Annotated in this window: 22 protein-coding genes; 13 read left to right on the forward strand and 9 right to left on the reverse strand. The window is 73.7% G+C overall.

All coding sequences use genetic code 11. From position 1 onward, the window contains the following. Nucleotides 1–225 precede the first annotated feature (225 nt). From AB0J72_RS28385 to AB0J72_RS28415, 7 genes are all read left to right on the forward strand, one after another. Nucleotides 226–465, forward strand: coding sequence for a LysR substrate-binding domain-containing protein (locus AB0J72_RS28385; RefSeq protein WP_363403846.1), 240 nt, complete (start codon nucleotides 226–228; stop codon nucleotides 463–465). Between the two features lie 22 nt (nucleotides 466–487). After that, nucleotides 488–622: a hypothetical protein gene (locus tag AB0J72_RS28390; protein ID WP_363403757.1), complete on the forward strand. Its 135-nt coding sequence runs from the start codon at nucleotides 488–490 to the stop codon at nucleotides 620–622. Between the two features lie 8 nt (nucleotides 623–630). Beyond that, a complete protein-coding gene (locus AB0J72_RS28395) occupies nucleotides 631–786 on the forward strand; it encodes a hypothetical protein (RefSeq protein WP_363403759.1) in 156 nt (51 codons plus the stop codon). A gap of 12 nt (nucleotides 787–798) precedes the next feature. Continuing rightward, nucleotides 799–2346: an Hsp70 family protein gene (locus tag AB0J72_RS28400; protein WP_363403761.1), complete on the forward strand. Its 1548-nt coding sequence runs from the start codon at nucleotides 799–801 to the stop codon at nucleotides 2344–2346. Between the two features lie 205 nt (nucleotides 2347–2551). Continuing rightward, the gene (locus AB0J72_RS28405) at nucleotides 2552–3898 is read left to right on the forward strand and encodes a DUF4832 domain-containing protein (RefSeq protein WP_363403763.1); all 1347 of its coding nucleotides are present in this window, start codon (nucleotides 2552–2554) and stop codon (nucleotides 3896–3898) included. A 22-nt stretch (nucleotides 3899–3920) separates the two neighbouring features. Then, the gene (locus AB0J72_RS28410; RefSeq protein ID WP_363403765.1) at nucleotides 3921–6572 is read left to right on the forward strand and encodes a fibronectin type III domain-containing protein; all 2652 of its coding nucleotides are present in this window, start codon (nucleotides 3921–3923) and stop codon (nucleotides 6570–6572) included. A 61-nt stretch (nucleotides 6573–6633) separates the two neighbouring features. Continuing rightward, nucleotides 6634–6936: a Dabb family protein gene (locus tag AB0J72_RS28415; RefSeq protein WP_363403767.1), complete on the forward strand. Its 303-nt coding sequence runs from the start codon at nucleotides 6634–6636 to the stop codon at nucleotides 6934–6936. Here the strand turns inward: AB0J72_RS28415 and lepB are convergent. From lepB to AB0J72_RS28430, 3 genes are read right to left on the reverse strand one after another with little or no spacing between them, the layout of a single operon-like run. Further along, nucleotides 6933–7451 carry a signal peptidase I gene (lepB, locus tag AB0J72_RS28420; protein ID WP_363403769.1) on the reverse strand — a complete coding sequence of 173 codons (519 nt, stop codon included), beginning with the start codon at nucleotides 7449–7451 and terminating at the stop codon, nucleotides 6933–6935. The genes AB0J72_RS28415 and lepB overlap by 4 nt on opposite strands. 58 nt (nucleotides 7452–7509) lie before the next feature. Further along, nucleotides 7510–8169 carry a response regulator transcription factor gene (locus tag AB0J72_RS28425; RefSeq protein ID WP_363403771.1) on the reverse strand — a complete coding sequence of 220 codons (660 nt, stop codon included), beginning with the start codon at nucleotides 8167–8169 and terminating at the stop codon, nucleotides 7510–7512. Nucleotides 8170–8227: 58 nt separating this feature from the next. Next, entirely contained in the window at nucleotides 8228–9559 is a 1332-nt protein-coding gene (locus AB0J72_RS28430; protein WP_363403773.1) for a histidine kinase, read from the reverse strand. A gap of 156 nt (nucleotides 9560–9715) precedes the next feature. Here AB0J72_RS28430 and AB0J72_RS28435 point away from each other — a divergent pair, with 156 nt between their 5' ends. Then, nucleotides 9716–10264 carry a hypothetical protein gene (locus AB0J72_RS28435; RefSeq protein ID WP_363403775.1) on the forward strand — a complete coding sequence of 183 codons (549 nt, stop codon included), beginning with the start codon at nucleotides 9716–9718 and terminating at the stop codon, nucleotides 10262–10264. 41 nt (nucleotides 10265–10305) lie between these two features. Next, nucleotides 10306–11331 carry a hypothetical protein gene (locus AB0J72_RS28440; RefSeq protein WP_363403777.1) on the forward strand — a complete coding sequence of 342 codons (1026 nt, stop codon included), beginning with the start codon at nucleotides 10306–10308 and terminating at the stop codon, nucleotides 11329–11331. 4 nt (nucleotides 11332–11335) lie between these two features. On the opposite strand, the gene AB0J72_RS28445 is transcribed toward AB0J72_RS28440, so the two are convergent. Both AB0J72_RS28445 and AB0J72_RS28450 read right to left on the reverse strand, forming a co-directional pair. Then, complete coding sequence (locus AB0J72_RS28445) at nucleotides 11336–12094, reverse strand: aminoglycoside adenylyltransferase domain-containing protein (RefSeq protein WP_363403779.1); 759 nt, start codon at nucleotides 12092–12094, stop codon at nucleotides 11336–11338. Nucleotides 12095–12123: 29 nt separating this feature from the next. Continuing rightward, nucleotides 12124–12306, reverse strand: coding sequence for a hypothetical protein (locus AB0J72_RS28450; protein ID WP_363403781.1), 183 nt, complete (start codon nucleotides 12304–12306; stop codon nucleotides 12124–12126). Nucleotides 12307–12408: 102 nt separating this feature from the next. Here AB0J72_RS28450 and AB0J72_RS28455 point away from each other — a divergent pair, with 102 nt between their 5' ends. After that, entirely contained in the window at nucleotides 12409–12696 is a 288-nt protein-coding gene (locus AB0J72_RS28455; protein WP_363403783.1) for a hypothetical protein, read from the forward strand. Between the two features lie 7 nt (nucleotides 12697–12703). Here AB0J72_RS28455 and AB0J72_RS28460 read toward each other — a convergent pair whose 3' ends face one another. Then, nucleotides 12704–13090: a VOC family protein gene (locus AB0J72_RS28460; protein WP_363403785.1), complete on the reverse strand. Its 387-nt coding sequence runs from the start codon at nucleotides 13088–13090 to the stop codon at nucleotides 12704–12706. 57 nt (nucleotides 13091–13147) lie between these two features. On the opposite strand from AB0J72_RS28460, the gene fdxA reads away from it, so the two are divergent. Next, complete coding sequence (gene fdxA / locus AB0J72_RS28465; protein WP_344498743.1) at nucleotides 13148–13483, forward strand: ferredoxin; 336 nt, start codon at nucleotides 13148–13150, stop codon at nucleotides 13481–13483. On the opposite strand, the gene soxR is transcribed toward fdxA, so the two are convergent. Together soxR and AB0J72_RS28475 are read right to left on the reverse strand one after the other, a co-directional pair. Then, complete coding sequence (gene soxR / locus AB0J72_RS28470) at nucleotides 13484–13942, reverse strand: redox-sensitive transcriptional activator SoxR (protein ID WP_363403787.1); 459 nt, start codon at nucleotides 13940–13942, stop codon at nucleotides 13484–13486. Nucleotides 13943–13964: 22 nt separating this feature from the next. Next, complete coding sequence (locus tag AB0J72_RS28475) at nucleotides 13965–16577, reverse strand: ATP-binding protein (protein ID WP_363403848.1); 2613 nt, start codon at nucleotides 16575–16577, stop codon at nucleotides 13965–13967. 154 nt (nucleotides 16578–16731) lie between these two features. Here AB0J72_RS28475 and AB0J72_RS28480 point away from each other — a divergent pair, with 154 nt between their 5' ends. Both AB0J72_RS28480 and AB0J72_RS28485 read left to right on the forward strand, forming a co-directional pair. Continuing rightward, entirely contained in the window at nucleotides 16732–16989 is a 258-nt protein-coding gene (locus AB0J72_RS28480) for a sigma factor (protein WP_363403849.1), read from the forward strand. Continuing rightward, nucleotides 16875–17408 (forward strand): sigma factor-like helix-turn-helix DNA-binding protein, encoded by a 534-nt coding sequence (locus tag AB0J72_RS28485; RefSeq protein WP_363403789.1) that lies wholly within the window; start codon nucleotides 16875–16877, stop codon nucleotides 17406–17408. The genes AB0J72_RS28480 and AB0J72_RS28485 overlap by 115 nt, the downstream gene beginning before the upstream one ends. 11 nt (nucleotides 17409–17419) lie before the next feature. Here AB0J72_RS28485 and AB0J72_RS28490 read toward each other — a convergent pair whose 3' ends face one another. Beyond that, complete coding sequence (locus AB0J72_RS28490; RefSeq protein WP_363403791.1) at nucleotides 17420–18103, reverse strand: response regulator; 684 nt, start codon at nucleotides 18101–18103, stop codon at nucleotides 17420–17422. Nucleotides 18104–18155 lie beyond the last annotated feature (52 nt).

Genomic DNA, 18155 nt, shown 5'->3' on the forward strand with positions numbered 1-18155 from the left:
TGACGCGGCCTGACGGGCCCGCACAGCGTCCGCCGCCGCGCGCTCGTGATCAGCGACGGCTTCGGCAACGCACTGTTTAGCGAAGGTTGATAATCGGGCGGTGGAGCTGCGCGACATCGAGATCTTCCTGACCCTGGCGGAGGAGCTGCACTTCGGCCGTACCGCCGACCGGCTCCGGCTACGACGGCCCGCGTCAGCCAGTTCCACACCCCGTCGGGTCGCCCCATCCCACGCGGCCCCAAGGTCTCCAGCTGGCACGAGGAGCTCTCGGTCGTCGCCGCCGGCCAGGCCGTCACGATCGTCGCGGCCGAATCGGCGCAGTTCTACCCCTGGCCGAACATCACCTACGTGCCGGTCGAGGACGCCGCGCCGATCCGCTGGGCGCTCGTGTGGCGCACCGCCGCCGAGACCCCCCACGTCCGCGCGTTCATCGAGGCCGCCCGGACGCCACCTGGCTGTTCTTGACGATCTCCTTAGAGTGCTTGCCATGGGCATCCTGGGCCGTCGTGCCGTCGCCGTCGCCGTGGCCGCCGCGACCGTGCTCGGCTGGCCGGGGACGGCACGGGCCGAGCCGCGGATGAGCCGGCGCAGCTCACCGGGGGCACCCAGCAGGCGCTGCTGACGGTGGTCGTGGACGACTCGGAGAACTCCAGCGGCACGAACGAGGTGATCCTCGTGCTGCCGCAGGCGCTCGCGCGCGCGGACGACGTGGCGTACGTGAGCGCTCCGTCGGGCTGGAAGTTCGACCATTACGGCCCTGACGGGGTGCGGTTCTCGGGCGCGTAACAGCCGGGCGAGGTGCGGATCCAGGTCCACCTGAAGACGGTGCCCGCCGCGGGCGGCCGGTTCGTCGTGCGGATCACGCAGGGGTACGGCGACGGTCAAAGGTCGCTGTGGGTGACCGACCCCGCGGGCACCCCTGGGAACGAACCGTTGTACGCGCCGGTGCTGACGGTCGTCCCGGCGGACGGCGGGTTGCCGACAGGGGTCTGGGCCGGGCTCGCGGTCGTCGTGGTCGCCCTCGCCGGTGGCGGGCTCTGGCTGATCCGCAGGCGCCGGACCGGCGTGGAGGCGGCGCGCGAGCCGGACCCGGTGCCGTCCGGATTCGGCCCGGATCCCGTCGAAACGGCTCCGGTCGACGCGGCCCCGGCCGTCACGGCGGATCCGGACGAGGCGGATCCGGTCGTCGCCGCTTCCGTGAGGGCGGTGCCGGTGGCGGCCGTCGGGCGCCCCGCGGCGCCGGAACCGGCGGCCGCCGGCGAGGCGCCGCTGCTCGCCGTCGACTACGGCACCTCGAACACCGTCGCGATGCTGCGCTGGCCCGACGGGCGGGTCCGGCCGCTGCTGTTCGACTCGTCGCCGCTGCTGCCGTCCGCCGTGCAGGACCTCGGCGACCAGCTCGCCACCGGTCGTGACGCGGTCAACGCGGGACGGCTCGACCCGAGCCGGCACGAGCAGAACCCGAAGCGCCGCATCGACGAGGGCACCGTGCTGCTCGGCGACCGCGAGCACGAGGTGGCCGACCTGATCGCGGCGACGCTGCGCCGGGTCGTCGACGAGATGCGGCGGGTGTCCGGCTCGGCGGCACCGGCCGGCACGGTGCTGACCCATCCCGCCGCGTGGGGCGCCATCCGCCGGTCCGTCCTCCTCGACGCCGCCGAGCGGGCCGGGCTCCCGGGCGCCGTCCTGGTCCCGGAGCCGGTGGCGGCGGCCACCTACTTCGTCACCGTCCTCGGGCACGGGCTCGCCGAGGGCCAGAGCGTCCTCGTCTACGACCTGGGTGCCGGCACGTTCGACGCCACCGTCGTCCGGCGGTCGTCCACGGGCCTGGACATCCTGGCCGCCGACGGGCTGGACGACCTGGGCGGCCTCGACCTGGACGCGCTCGTCGTCGACCTGGTCGGCGCCACCTTCGAGGACCGGGAGGAGTGGCGGCGGCTGCGGGACCCGCGCGACACCGCCGACCGCCGGTTCGCCCGGCTGCTGTGGGACGACGCCCGGGCGGCGAAGGAGTCGCTGTCGCGGCAGTCGTCGGTCGGGCTGTCGCTGCCGAGCCTCGGCGCCGACACGCACGTCACCCGCGAGCAGTTCGAGGTGGCGGCGCAGCCGCTGATCATCCGGACGGTCCGCGCCGCCGCGGCCGTGCTGCGCGCCGCGCAGGTCCCGCCCGACGGCACGGCCGGCATCTTCCTCGTCGGCGGCTCGACCCGGGTGCCGCTCGTCGCGACCCTGCTGCTGCGCGACACCGGCCTGCGCCCGATCGTGCTGGAGCAGCCGGAGACCGTCGTGGCCGAGGGTGCCCTGCACCTCGCCCGGGCGGCGGAGTCACCGCGCGCCGACGCCTGACCGGCGGGCCGGACACCGACGACAAATGGCCTCTTGCCAGTCGGCCCGTCCTCCAATAATGATGTAGTCCTTCGGAAGTTCGCCTACATCTCTGCGTATTGTCGGTGTCGTGCCGCCGCCCCACCGCCCGGGCCGCGGCGATGACGCCGTGCGCCCGTGCGCCCGCAAGGCCGGCACCGACACCCCCTCCGAGCTGAGGAATCCCATGAGACGAAGCTTCACCGTCGCCCTGCTCACCGCGCTCACGCTCGCCACGGCGGCCACCCCCGCCGCCGCTCATTCCGCCACACCGCAGTGGAAGTCCCTCGCCTACACGGCCGCACCTGCCGACAACCCGCTCAAGGGGTTCATGCCGTTCGCCGGCGACTACGAGACGTTCCCGCACAGCATGGAGTGGTTCTACCTGCCGTTGCGCGACGTCATGACCGGACCGGAGCAGTTCCGCTGGGGCGCCTTCGAGCGGCAGCTCGACGCCGTCGCCGGCCGGGGCCACCAGGCCGTGTTCCGGTTCTACCTCGACTACCCGGGCAAGCCGACCGGCATCCCGCAGTACCTGCTCGACGCCGGGCTCGTCACCCGCCCGTACCAGGACTTCGGCAACAACGGCGTCAGCGTCGCGCCCGACTACAGCGACCCGCGGCTCGTCACGGCGCTGGAGAACTTCATCACCGCGCTCGGCCGCCGGTACGACGGCGACCCCCGCATCGGGTACATCACCCTGGGCCTCATCGGTTTCTGGGGCGAGTGGCACACCTGGCCCTACGACGGCTGGACCCAGCCCGAGAACTGGATGCCGGGCACCGACGTGCTGACCCGCATCCTCGGCCGGTACGAGGCGGCGTTCGACAAGACGTTCCTGCTGGCCCGCTACCCCAGCCCGGAGAACAAGCCGCTGAACGTCGGCTACCACGACGACTCGTTCGCGTTCGAGACGCTGCCGCCCACGTCGTGGCACTTCGTGCAGCGCCTCATCGACAACGGCGTCACCGACAAGTGGCGCACCCAGCCCGTCGGCGGCGAGCTTCGCCCGGAGATCCAGTCCTGCCTGTGGGACGAGCCCGTCTCCTGCCCGCAGTACGAGAGCTACGCCGAGTCCGTCGCGCAGACCCATGCCTCGTGGCTGATCAACCACGCGGCGTTCACCGGCGGCGGGTTCACCGGCGACAAGTACCAGCGGGCCCTCGCCGGCGCGCGGTCCCTCGGCTACGAGCTGACCGTCACCGGGGCGGCGGTGGGCCGCGACCGCGTCACCGTCCGCGTCGAGAACCGCGGCGTCGCGCCGTTCTACGCCGACTGGCGGGCCGAGCTGGCCATTGTGGACAGTCGCGGCCGCGTCGAACGGCGCTGGCACACCGGATGGAGCATGGCCGGCATCCAGCCGGGTCAGGACGCGACGACGCTGTCCGCGCGCATCGACACCCGCGGCCTGCGCCCCGGCCGCCACACCGTCGTGATGCGGGTGGACAACCCGCTCCGCAACGGGATCCCGCTGCGGTTCGCCAACACCACCCAGAACACCAGCACCGGCTGGCTCACGCTCGGCACCCTCTGACCGCTGAAAGGGAGCACCGCCCATGCGATCCCTGCGCATCCTGGCCGCCGCGGCGACCCTGGTCCTGTCCCTGCTACCCGCGTCCGCCGCGACCGCGGCCCCGGCCGGGCCGCCACCCCGGCCCGCCGCCGGACCCGGGCCCGACACCAGCCTCACCACCCACGCGTACACCTACGCCGACGCCCCGCTCGGGCAGCCGCTGAAAGGCTTCGCCCCCTACCTGTTCCCCGGCGACAACCTGTCCACGAAGTACCCCGGCGGCCTCGTCTGGAGCTACTTCGCCCTCAACGAGGTCATGAAGGACCCGGCCAGCTGCGCCGTGTTCGACTGGAGCGTGTTCGAGAAGGCCCTCGACGAGGCCGCCGTCTGGGGCCGCCAGGTCGCGTTCCGCTTCTACCTCGAATACCCCGGCGGCAGCGGCACTCATCCGGGCAACGGCATCCCGCCGTGCCTGAACGGCAAGATGGCCCTGCGCACCAACGGCTTCTGGGGCACCGTCAGCCCCGACTACGACGACCCCGACGTCATCGCCGCGCTCACCAGCTTCATCAACGCGTTCGCCCAGCGCTACGACCGGGCCGGGCCGGGCGGCACCGCCGACCCGCGCATCGGGTTCATGTCGCTCGGCCTCGTCGGGCTGTGGGGCGAGTGGCACACCTGGCCCTACGACCGGGACGCCGCCGACGGCTACCCGGACCTGATGCCGACCGACGCCACGATCCGCACCATCATCGGCGCGTACGACGCGGCCTTCAGCAACATCCAGCTGGAGGTCCGCTACCCCCTCGCCGGCACGGAGACCGCGAACATCGGCTTCCACGACGACTCGTGGCCGTACAAGGAATGGCGCGGCGGGCAGCTCAAGGGCATGACCCTGCCGATGTCGATGAACGGCTGGGACGACGCGTTCCTGCAGCTGCAGCTCAACACCGGCACCGAGAACCGGTGGACCACCCAGTCGATCGGCGGCGAGGCCCGGCCCGAGATCCAGGGCAGCCTCTACACCGACTGGCCCAACGGGTCCAACCAGGTCGACGACGTCCTCGCCGCGACCGAGCTCACCCACATCACCTGGATGATCAACCAGACCGGCGCCGGCGGGTACAGCACCAGCGACCCGAAGGTCGCCGCGGGTGTCCGCAAGATGGGCTACAACCTGCACATCCCGCAGGCCAACTTCAACGCCACCGCGGCCGGCACGTTCAAGGTCGGCGTCACGATGCAGAACACCGGCGTCGCGCCGTTCTACTACCCGTGGACGACCGTCATCGGGCTGCGCGACGCCGCCGGCACCATCGTGAAGACCTGGGACACGAGCTGGGACCTGCGGCAGGTGCAGCCGCTGAAGATCCGGGCGTTCCCGGACTGGAACGCCGGCGCCGGCTACCTCGACTACGGCCGCCCGGTGAACTTCTCCACCACGCTCAGCACCGCCGGGGTACCCGCCGGGTCGTACAGCCTGGTGCTGAAGGTCCGCAACCCGCTGGAGACGGTCACGCCGGCCGTGCTGCGGGCCCGGCCCGCCGCCAGCCGCCTCACCGACTGGGTCATCGACCAGTGGCGGCCCACGCTGCCGCTGTCCTTCGCCAACGCCAACCAGGGCACCGACGGGTGGGTGAACCTCGGCGCCGTCTCGACGTCCGGCACCTGCACCGGTGACTGTGTGGCGCCGTCGGTACCGGCGGGGCTGGCGGTCACGGGCGTGACCTCGTCGAGCGTGGGACTGTCCTGGTCGCCGTCGACGGACAACGTGGGCGTCACCGGCTACCAGGTGCTCCGCGACGGCACCCAGGTCGGCACCGCGACCGGGACGACGTTCACCGACACCGGCCGCCCGCCCGGGCAGACGTCGCAGTACACGGTGCGCGCCGTCGACGCCGCCGGCAACGTGTCCGGCCCGTCCGCCGCCGTCAGCGCGACGACGACCGGCTGCGCGGGGGACTGCACGGCGCCGACCGCTCCGACGGGCCTGACCGCGTCCGCCGGGGGCACCGGCGTCTCGCTGTCCTGGTCCCCGTCGACCGACAACGTCGGCGTCACCGGGTACGAGGTGCTCCGGGGGTCCACCTTGGTCGGCACACCGACCGGCACCTCGTTCACCGACACCGGCCTGACTCCGTCCACTGTGTACACGTACACCGTGAAGGCCCGCGACGCGGCCGGCAACCGCTCGCCGGCCTCCGGCGCGGTGACGGTGACGACCCCGGCCGCCCCGGCCGGCCTGCTGCTGGACGACTTCGACGGCAGCCCGGCGTACCCGTCGGCGGCGCAGAACGACCTGGGCAGGTGGACCGGCGGCAACTGCTTCCTCGACGGCGGCGGCTCCGGTGTCGTCACCGGCGGGGCGCTGAGCCTGCGGTACGACAACTGCGGCTGGTTCGGCTCCGACGTCGGCGTCGACCTCAGCAACCGCACCTACCTGGTGATCCGGGTCAAGGGCGCGGCCGGTGGCGAGCAGACCCACTTCAACCTGGGCCTCGGCGGCACCACGAAGGTGTTCGCCGACTACACCCTCGACGGCGGCGCCCACCCCGCCCTCACCACGTCCTACCAGGACATCCGGATCCCGCTGGTGGCCAACGGGATCAGCCGGAACTCGCCGTCGCAGCTGACGATGGGCTTCTGGTACGGCGGCAGCTCCACCATCACCATCGACAGCATCAGCTTCGTCTGACGCGGTCCGCCCGGCCGGGGCCCTGCGCCCCGGCCGGGCGCCGCTGCGGTAGCGTGCGCGCGTGTTCATCCACTCCGTGTACTTCACGCTGCGGCCCGACCTCACGCAGGCCGAGCACGACACGTTCCTCGCCGGCGCCCGTAGTCTCCTGACCATCGGCGCGGTCCTCGGCGGCCACCTCGGCCGGCCCGCCGGCACCGACCGCCCGGTCATCGACCGCGCCTACTCGTACGGCCTCGTGCTCACCTTCGCCGACGAGGCGGCGCACGACGCCTACCAGGCCGACCCGGTGCACGACGCGTTCCGCACCGGGTGCGGCGCGCTGTGGTCGGCGGTGCGCATCTTCGACGTCGATGCCGCCTAGCTCGTCGTCATCACCGCGTACACCGCGGTGACGGGGACCGGGCCGGCGCAGCGCGAGTCGTTGGACCGCGTGCGGTTGTCGCCCATGAGGAACAGAGCGTCCGCGGGCACCTTCACCGGCCCGAACCGGCGCGGCTCGCACGACTGCGGCTCCGGCGGCACGTCGAGCGGCGCGTTCTCGACCACGTACGGCTCGTCCAGCGGCTGCCCGTCGACCGTCACCTTGCCGGCCACGTCGCAGCAGGCGACCGTCTCGCCGCCGACGGCCACGACCCGCTTCAGCAGCGGCGTCGTGGTGTTGACCCAGCCGGCCTGGTCGCCGCGGAACAGCACGACGTCGCCGCGCTTCGGCGTGTACTCCTTCGCGACCTTCCGCACGGTGATCACCTGGCCGGCCTTGACCGCCGGCTCCATGCTGACCCCGCCCTGCGTGAACTGCTCGGTCTTCTCCTCGGCCGCCGCCCCGCCGCAACCGGCGAGCGCGAGGACGACCAGCACCGGCCACAGCCTCATCATCCGGCCGATCCTGCCAGAGCGCGTGGACGTTTCCCGGGTCGGGTGCTGGTCGCGGCGGTCAGGGGCCGCCCGGGGTGACGAGCCCGTGCTCGTAGGCGTGGACGACCGCCTGCACGCGGTCGCGCAGGTCGAGCTTCGTCAGCACCCGGCTCACGTGCGTCTTGACGGTCGCCTCCGACAGGTGCAGCGCGGCGGCGATCTCGGCGTTGCTCAGCCCCCGCGCGACCAGCTGCAGCACCTCCAGCTCCCGCTCGGTGAGCCGGTCGGCGGCGAGGGCGGCGGCCGTGCCGGCCGGCGGGACGCGCAGGAACCGGTCGATGAGCCGCCGGGTGACGGCCGGGGCGAGCAGCGCGTCGCCGGCCGCGACGGTCCGGACCGCCTCCGCCAGCTGGCCCGGCGGCGCGTCCTTGAGCAGGAAGCCGGCCGCACCCGCGCGCAGCGCCTCGTACACGTAGCCGTCGAGGTCGAACGTGGTGAGCACCAGCACCCGCGGCCCGTCCTGCCGGTGACGGATGCGGCGGGTCGCCTCGATGCCGTCCATCACCGGCATGCGGATGTCCATCATGACCACGTCGGGGGCGAGGGAACCGGCGAGCCGGACCGCCTCCGCGCCGTCGGTCGCCTCACCGACGACCGTCAGGTCCGGCTGCGCGCCGAGCATCGCCGACAGCCCGGACCGGATCAGGGCGTGGTCGTCCGCGACGAGCACCGTGATCACGCCGACCCCCTCGGCAGCCGCGCCTCGACCATGACGCCGTCCGTGCCGAGCACTGTGTTCACGCGGACCCCCTCGGCAAGCGTGCCTCGACCGCGAACCCCTCGCCGTCGGGGCCGGCGGTGACCGTCCCCCCGTACAGCCGGGCGCGCTCCTGCATGCCGATCAGTCCCCTTCCGCTGCCCGGCGGACCCTGGTGGTGATGGTGGCCCGGTGCCGGGGCGGCGTTGCGGACCGCCACGTCGATCCAGCGGGCGGTGTAGCCGATGTGGACGGTGGTGGCGGCGGGCCCGGCGTGCCGCCGGACGTTGGTGAGCGCCTCCTGCACGATCCGGAACCCGGCCAGGTCGAGGCCCGGCGCGACGTCGCCGCGCGCGCCGCCGACCGCCAGCGTGACCGGCAGGCCGGCGGCGCGGACCTCGTCCACGAGGTCGGCGACCCGCTCGAGGGTGGGCTGCGGCGCCAGCGCCGACGCGGCGTCGACGGCGTCGACGCGCTGGACGTCGAGGACGTGCCGCATCTCCGTCAGCGCCTCCCGTGCGGTCCTGCGGGCGGCGGCCACGTGGCGGCGCGCCAGGTCGGGGTCGATGGCCATCAGCTCCTCGGCGGCGCCCGCCTGCACCGCCACGATCGACAGGGAGTGGGCGACGACGTCGTGCAGCTCGCGGGCGATCCGCTCCCGCTCGGCGGCGACGGCCTCGGCGGCCCGGATCCTGGCCTCCCTCCGGGCGGCCTCCGCCTCCGCGGCACGCGCTTCCGCCTCGCGGCGGGCGGTCTCGGCGTCCTCGGCCCGGGCCCTGGCTTCCCGGCGGGCGGTGTCGGCGTCCTCGGCCTGGGCCTTGGCCTCCCGGCGGGCGGTGTCGGCGTCCTCGGCCCGGGCCCTGGCTTCCCGGTGCGCGGTGGCGGCCTGGGCGGCGCGGAGGCGGACGAGCCAGCCGCCGGTCCACGCGCCGGCGATGAAGAACGCGAGGATGAACAGCTGCCCCGGGGTGTCGGTCTCGTAGTAGCCGAGCGGGTACAGCGACAGCATCGCCGCCAGCGTGACGACGCCACCCGCGACGGCGACGACCGGCCGGCGCGCGTGCAGGGCCGCGGAGAACACCGCGACGAGCATGCTCGGGAACGGGAACGTGCTCTCCTCCACCCCCGGCACCGCGAACACCCGCACCATGAGCACCGCGACGAGCGCCACCACGACCGCCGTCGGCGCGCGGCGGCGCACGAGCAGCGGCAGCGTCACCCCGGCGGCGAACAGCGCCCGCTGCCACCACGCGCCCGGCCCGGCCGCGGTCGCCGCCTCCAGCAACGCCCATGCGAACAGCACGGCGGTGAGGGTGACGTCGGCGCGCGTCGGCCGGCGGGGCACCCGCGCGAGTGTGGTGAGCGCGTCCACACCGACGAGCCTAGGCCCCGCCACGGTGTGCCCGCGTCATCCCGCGGTCGCACGCGCGTCAGCCTTCAGACGTACCGGGGTCGCGACGCCGGACCGGTCGGGTCGGCACCTCGCGGCCGACGTGCCGGGGCCCGCGCCGTCCGTACCGTCGGCGCCATGACCACGACAACCACAGTCACCACCGATACCTCATCCGCCCGCCTCGCCGGCTACGCCGCCGTCCTCGGGGCGATCACCTCCGCCGTCGCCGGCGCCATCCAGGTCGTCCGCGTCGACGACGGCAACCCGAAGGTCGGCCTGTCCGAACACGTCGTCCTCACGCTCGTCGCGCTGTCGCTGCTGCTGTGGCTGCCGGCGTACGTGCGCCTCGGCCGGACGTCGAGCCGGCTCGGCCTCGTCGGCGGCTACCTCGCCGTCGCCGGCGCCGCGATCCTGGCCGCAGGCATGACGTCGACGAACCTGCACGGGGAGGACTACTCCTGGTTCCCGGTCGTGGCCGCCCCCGCGAACCTGGCCTGGCTGGCGGGCTCGGTGCTGCTCGCGGTCGCCACCTGGCGCGCCGGGACGCTGCCGCGTACCCTCGCCGCCGGCCTCGCCGTGGTGTGGCTCACCTCGATCATCCTGTCCCAGGCCGGTGGCAGCCTCGTGGCCGGCGCGATCTTCGCCGTCGTCGGGATCCTCGTGGCCCGCGGCCCTCGGCCTTAGCTGCACGTGAATTGCAAGGAGGGCGCGGTACGGTCCGGCGCATGCCGTTCAAGACCCACCGTCGCCCGGTGTTCCCGGTCGACAGCCCGGCCGACGTCACGGCGTTGGTCGAGCTGCTCGTCCCGGCCGCCACCGACAGGGAGCTCCGCAGCACCCTCTACGACCACTTCGACTATGTGGCGGGTGCGCATCCTGAGTGGTTCCGCCCGCATCAGGAGCGGGTCATCCTGGAGCTGCTCAGCGGCTTGTCGGTCCCGTTCGGCGCGATGTGCGTGCTGCTCCACGGCGCCCCGGAACACTGCGTGGAGCACCTGGCCGCCCGCCCGTCACCGTATGTGCTCGAGGTGCTCGCGGCCATCGGCACCGAAGCGGCACTCACCGTGGCGGCCGACCTCGTCCGCGGCCAGGGCAGCGCGAGCCGCCTGGAGGACATCGGCTTCTGGACCCCGCCGACGGGCCCGCTCCAGCAACGGTTCTCGTCGCACCAGCTGGCCGTGGAGCGCCGGCCGGTGGCCGACCTGGCCGAGCTGCTCGCCGCGGAGCACCCGGTCGGCCTGCCGCTGGACCGGGTCGTCCGGGACCCGGAGACCACCCCGGTCAACTGGCACTACCTGTCCCTGCGCGCCGCCGCCCTCCCCGGCGTGCCGGCGTGGCCGGCCGAGCACCTGCACCTGGTCGACACGAACCTCAGCTGGGGCGTCACCGGCGCCGTCGGCGAGGACGGCCGCTGGCACGACGAGTCCGTGGAGGCCGCGGGCACGCCGGACGACGAGGACGACCGCGACAACGACGGGCCGGACGGCCGCGCCATGGTCGTCCTCCGCCCGTACGACGACACCCTGACCTACTGCAACGGCCACATCATGTCGACACCGGACGTGTTCGGCACCGTCGGCGGCCCACCCATCGGCGTCTATTCGAACCCGTCGTGCCGCTCCTGCCACCGGCTCATGTTCCACGTCGCCACGGTGACCAACCACCTCCGCGGCGACGGCGACGGCTTCCGCAGCCTGTACATCTGCGAAACCTGCCACCTGACGACGTCCGCCGCCTCGAACTGGAACTGAACCCTCACCCCGTCTCCCGCAGCACCAGGTCGAGCAGCTCCGCGATGCCCCGCTCGTCGATCACGGTCGCCGTCCCCTGCTCGTGTTGCAGGAGCGCCTGGTGTACCGCGGTGAGCGCGGGCCGACGGTCGAGCACCCACCGCGCCGCCTGCGCCTTGGAGCGGTGCTCGTGCTCCACCGCGAACTGCCAGATCCGGCACGCGGTGAGCACCATGAAGGCGGCGTGCTCGGTGTCGTCCGTGAGCGACCGCCACACCGCCAACCAGTGCCGCCCCCGATCGACCACCCACTCGGCCGGCACAGGTGCGAGCACGTCCCGCGGCGCGGCCCCGGCGAGCGCCCGCCCATCGTCCCGCGCCATGGACAGCTCCGCGAGCAGGTCCGGGTACGCGCCGACCGCCCGTTCGACCTCGACCTCCCCCTGCCCGTACCTCCCGACGTGCAGCTCCAGCGCAGGCTCCCGCCCCGGCGCCGCAGCCACCGCCGCCGTCACCACGTGCAGGTCGATCCCCGCCGCACTGCCCACGCCGGCGTCCCTGACCACCCGCTCGACGCCCTCCGCCTCCGCGTCGGTGAGTTGCCTGTCGACAACCACGAGCAGGTCGATGTCGCTCCACCCCGGCCGGAACCCACCGGCCGCAAGCGACCCGTGCAGCAGCACCGACTTCACGGATTCCCCGACCGCATCACAGACGCCCCGGGCAACCAGCCCAGCCGCGTCCCGCGCATCCCCGACCGTCACCTCACGATGGTCCCAACCCACCTCGACGCCCGGCAACCACCGCCGCTCCGCTACGACCCGCTGCCCTGGCGTTCGTCGTCGTAAGGGCTCTCAGGCACATCCTCCGCGTCCCCCACCGCCCCGGCGGACCAGCGCCGGAGCACGGCCGGCCGGCCCAGGTCGGCCCGCATCTGGTTCATCAACGCCCGGCGTTCCTCGACCGTCTCCCGGCTGTAGTCGACCCCGGCGCCCAACTGCCCGAGGTGCGCGAGCCGGACAAGGTTGAGCAGAACCCGGCCGGAGCACCCGCCCGGAACCGCCGCTCATCGACCCGCTTGAGTCCGCGATGCCGCACCTTGGTCGGCCAGCCAGCCGGCGACGCGGTCGAGGACGGCGGGGTCGACCGGGCGGCGGACTTCCTTGTAGGCGCGCAGCCACGGCTGAGGGTCGGTGAGGACGGCCGGGTCGACATCGGTGCGGAGAATCAGGGCGTCTGGAGGGCCCTCATCGCCCGTGACGAGCCTGACCCGACCGTCCACTACGACATCGGCGACCTCCCCGTCATCGCCGAACGGGAACCCCTCGGCTTCGTGGGTGGGCGGGAGCGGGCGAGCGTCCGTGAGTGGGTTGAGTTCTACGGCTGACGGGGTGTCAGTCGAGGCAGAACTCGTTGCCTTCGATGTCTTGCATGACGAGGCAGGACTCGTTCACGCCGTCGGCGAGCAGGAGGTTGCCGCGGACGGCGCCGAGGGGGAGGAGGCGGGCGCATTCGGCTTCGAGGGCGGCCAGGCGTGCCTCGCCGACGAGGCCGGTGCCGACGCGCACGTCCAGGTGGACGCGGTTCTTGACGACCTTGCCTTCGGGGACGCGCTGGAAGAACAGGCGGGGGCCGACGCCGGTGGGGTCGGAGCACGACGCCCACGCCGGGTCCTTCTGGTCGGGGGGCAGGACGTAGCCCAGCACCTGGGACCAGAAGAGGGCGACGCGCTGCGGGTCCGCGCAGTCGAAGGTGACCTGGAACTGTTTGACCGACGTCATCGCACCACCCTATCGGTACTTGAGCTCAAGTGCGGTTGAGCTCATAGTCTCCGCGGCATGACCTACGTGATCGCGTTGCCGTGTGTGGACCTGATGGACAAGGCGTGCCTGGACGAGTGCCCGGTCGAGTGCATCTACGAGGGCGACCGGATGCTGTACGTGCAGCCGGACGAGTGCATCGACTGCGGCGCGTGCGAGCCGGTCTGCCCGGTCGAGGCCATCTTCTACGAGGACGACCTGCCCGCCGAGTGGAGCCAGTTCACCGCCGTCAACGCCGGGTTCTTCGCCGGGGTCGGCTCGCCGGGCGGGGCCTCGCGGGTGGACCGCATCCCGGGCGACCACGCGTTCGTGGCGGCCCTGCCCCCGCAGGTCCACGACGAGGCCCTGGCGTAGTCAGGCCGGATCGTCGAGGCGGACCGGGCCCTGGCCGCGCGTGCCGAGCCGGTCGTCCGGGTTGAGCAGGTCGCACGACCGCATGGAGAGGCAGCCGCAGCCGATGCAGGCGGTGAGCTGGCGTTCGAGATTGACGATGTACCGGCGGCGGTCCTCGAGCTCGCGTTTCCACACCCGGGACACCCGCACCCAGTCCCGGTGGCTCGGCGCCTCGTCGGCGGGCAGGGTGGTGAAGATCTGCGCGACGTCGGCGAGCGGGATGCCGAGCCGCCGGGCCGCGAGGATGAGCGAGATCCGGCGCAGCATGTGCCGCCGGTACAGCCGCTGGTTGCCACGGTTGCGCTCGGCCGTGATGAGGCCCTCGGCCTCGTAGAACCGCAGGGCGGACGCGGCCACCCCGGTCCGGGCGGTGACCTCACCGACGGTCAGCAGGTCCTTCGGTTGCGCGCTCGATGACACCCGTGGACCGTAGGACCTCAACCTAGGTTGAGATCAAGGGGAAGCTCAGGACCATGGTGAGGCCGCCCCCGGGGGTGGGCTCCGGGGTCAGGGTGCCGCCCATCGCCGAGGCCAGGCCGCGGGACAGCGCGAGGCCCAGGCCGACGCCGGCGGTGTTGTCGCGGTCGCCGAGGCGCTGGAAGGGCTGGAAGACGCGGTCGTGGTCCTCGGCGGGGATGCCGGGGCCGTGGTCGACGACGCGGATCTCGACGCGCCCGGCGTGGGTGCCGGCGGTGATCGTCGGCGGGCGCGAAGGAGGGCTGTACCGCAGCGCGTTGGACAGCAGGTTGTCGAGGATCCGCTCCAGCAGCGCCGGGTCGGCGAGCACCGGGGGAAGGTCGTCCGGAACGTGGACGGGCACCGCGGTGTCACGGACCGCCGCGGCGACGGACACCGGGCGCATCTGCAGGCCCAGGGCGCCGGCCTGCAGGCGGCTCATGTCCAGGAGGTTCTCGACGAGGCGGTTGAGGCGGTCCAGGGACTCCTCGGCGGCGGCCAGCAGCTCCGCGCGGTCGGATGCGGACAGCGGCACGTCGTCGCTGCGCAGGGTGCCGACGGCGGCCTTGGCCGCGGCGAGCGGGGTGCGCAGGTCGTGGCTGACGGCGGCGAGCAGGGCGGTGCGCAGGCGGTCGACCTCGGCGAGGGTCTCCGCGGCCGCGGCCTGGGCGGCGAGGTCCTGCTGGCGCAGGGCGATCGCGGCGTGCACGGCGAACGCCTCGACGAGCCGGCGGTCGGCGGCGGCGAGCGTACGGCCGCGCAGGACCAGACGGAGGTCGTCGTCGATCGGCACCTCGATCTCACCGCCGGCGGGCGTCGTCGAGGGAAGGTCGTCCCCGGCGGGCGTCGTCGCGGGAAGGTCGTCCCCGGCGGGCGCCGTCGCGGGAAAATCGCTCAAGAAGGGGGTCGTCGAAGGCGGGTCGCTCACGGCGGGCGGCGTCGAGGGCCGGTCGCCCACGGCCGCCGCGACCTCCCAGCCCGTGGTCTCCGACCGGGCGAGGAGGGTGACGGCGGTGAGGGCGAACGCCTCCCGGACCTGCGCCAGCAGCGCCGGCAGCGGCCGGTCACCGTGCAGGACGGCGGCGGCGAGCGTGGACATGGTCTGGGCCTCCGCCCGGGCGGCGGTGGCTTCCCTGGTACGGCGGGCCGCCAGGTCGACCACCGTGGACACGGCCACGGCGACGACGATGAACCCGAGCAGCGCCAGGAGGTTCTCCGGGTCGGCGACGGCGAACCCGTGCACCGGCGGCGTGAACACGTAGTTGAGCAGCAGGAATCCGCCGACCGCGGCCAGCAGCGCCGGGTACAGCCCGCCGGTGAGCGCGACGGCGACCGTCAGCAGCAGGTACGCCAGGATGTCCAGGGACAGCGACACCTCGCCGCGGGTGGCGGACAGGCCCGCGGTGAGCAGCGGCAGGCCCAGCCCGGCGAGCAGGAACCCGGCGAGCCGCCGGCGCGGGGTGAGCCCGCCGGCGACCAGCGGCGGCACGGGCCGCGAGCGGCCGCGCCGGGTCCCCTCGTGCGTGACGAGGTGCGGGACGAGGTGCACGTCGATCGGGCCGGCCGCCGCGGCGGTGGTGACGCCGACGCCCGGCGACAGCAGCCGCGCGAGCCGGTGCCGGCGGCTGGTGCCGAGGACGAGCTGGGTGGCGTCGACGCCCCGGGCGAAGTCGAGCAGCGCGGTGGGCACGGAGGTGCCCACGACCTGGTGGTACGTGCCGCCGAGCCGCTCCGTGAGCACCTGCTGGCGGGCCAGCCGGGCCGGGTCGGCGCCGGCGAGACCGTCGCCGCGCACGACGTGGACGGCGAGGAGGTCGGCACCCTTGGTGCGGGCCGCGATCCGGGCCGCCCGGCGCAGCACCGTCTCACCCTCGGGTCCGCCGGCGAGGGCGACGACGACGCGTTCCCGGGCCTCCGACGTCGCCTCGACGGCCGGCCCCGCCAGGTGCCGGTCGAGCTGCCCGTCGACCTTCCCGGCGAGCCACAGCAGGGCCAGCTCGCGCAGCGCGGTGAGGTTGCCGACCCGGAAGTAGTCGCCGAGCGCCGCGTCGACCTGCTCGGCGCCGTACACGTTGCCGTGTGCCATGCGGCGGCGCAGCGCCTCCGGGTCCATGTCGACGAGCTCGATCTGCCCGGCGCGGCGCACGACGGCGTCGGGGACGGTCTCGCGCTGCGGCACGCCGGTGATCTGCTGGACGACGTCGTTGAGCGACTCGAGGTGCTGGATGTTGACGGTGGTGAGCACGGTGATGCCGGCGTCGAGGAGCTCCTGCACGTCCTGCCACCGCTTGGCGTTGCGGGAGCCGGGGACGTTGGTGTGGGCGAGCTCGTCGACGACGACCACCTCGGGCCGGCGGGCCAGGACCGCGTCGAGGTCCAGCTCGGTGAACCCGGCGCCGCGGTGCCGCACCTCCCGGCGCGGCAGCACCTCGAGGCCGTCGAGCAGGCCGGCGGTGCGCGGCCGGCCGTGGGTCTCGGCGACGCCGACGACGACGTCGGTGCCGCGGTCCCGGCGGCGGTGCGCCTCCTCCAGCATCCGGAACGTCTTCCCGACGCCGGGCGCGGCGCCGAGGTACACCCGCAGCAGCCCACGCGTCACGGTCACCGCCTTCACGAAGCGAAGCCTCGGTTCTCCTGTCTACCAGCCTTCCGGTCGCGCCGGACCGATTCCTTCCGGCGGTGCCGGCGGTCAGTACGGTATGGACACGATCAGAACGATGGCCGCCCGGCGAGGCGACCAGGAGGACGGCCCGATGAGCGCGCCAGCGACCCGGCCCCTGACCGAGGCTTTCGAATCGGAGCGCCGTGGGTTGTTCGCGCACGCGTACCGGATGCTCGGCGCCTTCCACGAGGCCGAGGACGCCGTCCAGGACACCTACGTGCGGGCGCTGCGCGGGTGGTCCTCCTTCGAGCAGCCCCGCGCCAGCGCGCCGTCCTGCTGCTGCGGGAGGTGCTGTCCTTCTCCGCGACCGAGACCGCCGAGGTCCTGGACATGTCGGTGCCGGCCGTGAAGAGCGCCCTGCAGCGCGCCCGCGCCCGCCTCGCCGAGGCCGCCCCGGACCGCGACGACGTCCTGGAGGCGGCGTCACCCCGCGCCCAGGAGCTGCTCGCCGGCTACATGGCCGCCTGGGAGTCCTCCGACGCCGCCGCCTTCCGCGCCGTTCTGCGCGCCGACGCCGTCATCGAACCCGTCGGCGCGCGTACGTCGTCGTCCGGCCGCGACGCCTGCCTGGCCTTCGCCTCCCCGGCCATGGGCGCCCCCGGCGACTGGCGGATGACCCCGACCGAGTCCAACACGCAACCCGCCGCCCTGGCCTGGTGCCGCGGCGAACTGTTCGGCCTGGCCGTCCTCACGGTCACCGAGGCGGGCATCACCGCGATCACGCTCTTCGACGACCCGGCGCTGGCGGACAGGTTCTCGTCGCCGTGACGCCGCGGCGGTCAGAGCTCCAGCCGGTAGCCGAGGCCCGGATGGGTGAGGAGGTGGCGGGGGTTGGCGGGGTCGGGCTCGAGCTTGCGGCGGAGGTTGGCGAAGTGGACCCGCAGGTAGTTCGTCTCCGTCTCGTACCGGGGGCCCCAGACCTCGCGGAGCAGGCGGCGGTGCTCGACGAGGGTGCCGGGCGTGCGGGCGAGGACCTCCAGGAGGTGCCACTCGGTCGGGGTGAGGTGGACGTCGCCGGTGGGGAGGGTGGCGCGCTTGGCGGTCAGGTCGAGGACGAAGGCGTCGGTCCTCACGACCGTCGCCGTGGCCGTCGCCGCCGGGGGTGCGCCGCGGCGGAGGGCGGCCCGGATGCGGGCGAGGAACTCGTCGACGCCGAAGGGTTTGGTGACGTAGTCGTCGGCGCCGGCGTCGAGGGCGGCCACCTTGGCGGGCTCGGAGTGGCGGGCCGACAGGACGACGATGGGCACGTCGCTCCAGGCCCGCAGGCCCTTCACCACCTCGATGCCGTCGAGGTCGGGCAGGCCTAGATCGACGATGACGAGGTCGGGGCGGTGGTTGCCGGCCGAGATGAGGCCGGCGGTGGCGGTCCCGGCGGTGTCGACCTGGTAGCCGCGGGCGGTGAGGTTGATCCGCAGCGCGCGCAGCAGCGGCTCGTCGTCGTCGACGATGAGGATCCGGCTCACCGCAGTATTGTCGCTCACCGCGCGTGACGGAGCGTTGCGGGAGCTCCGTCAC

It is taken from the genome of Dactylosporangium sp. NPDC049742 (genome assembly GCF_040674675.1).
GTDB classification, from domain to species: Bacteria; Actinomycetota; Actinomycetes; order Mycobacteriales; family Micromonosporaceae; genus Dactylosporangium; species Dactylosporangium maewongense.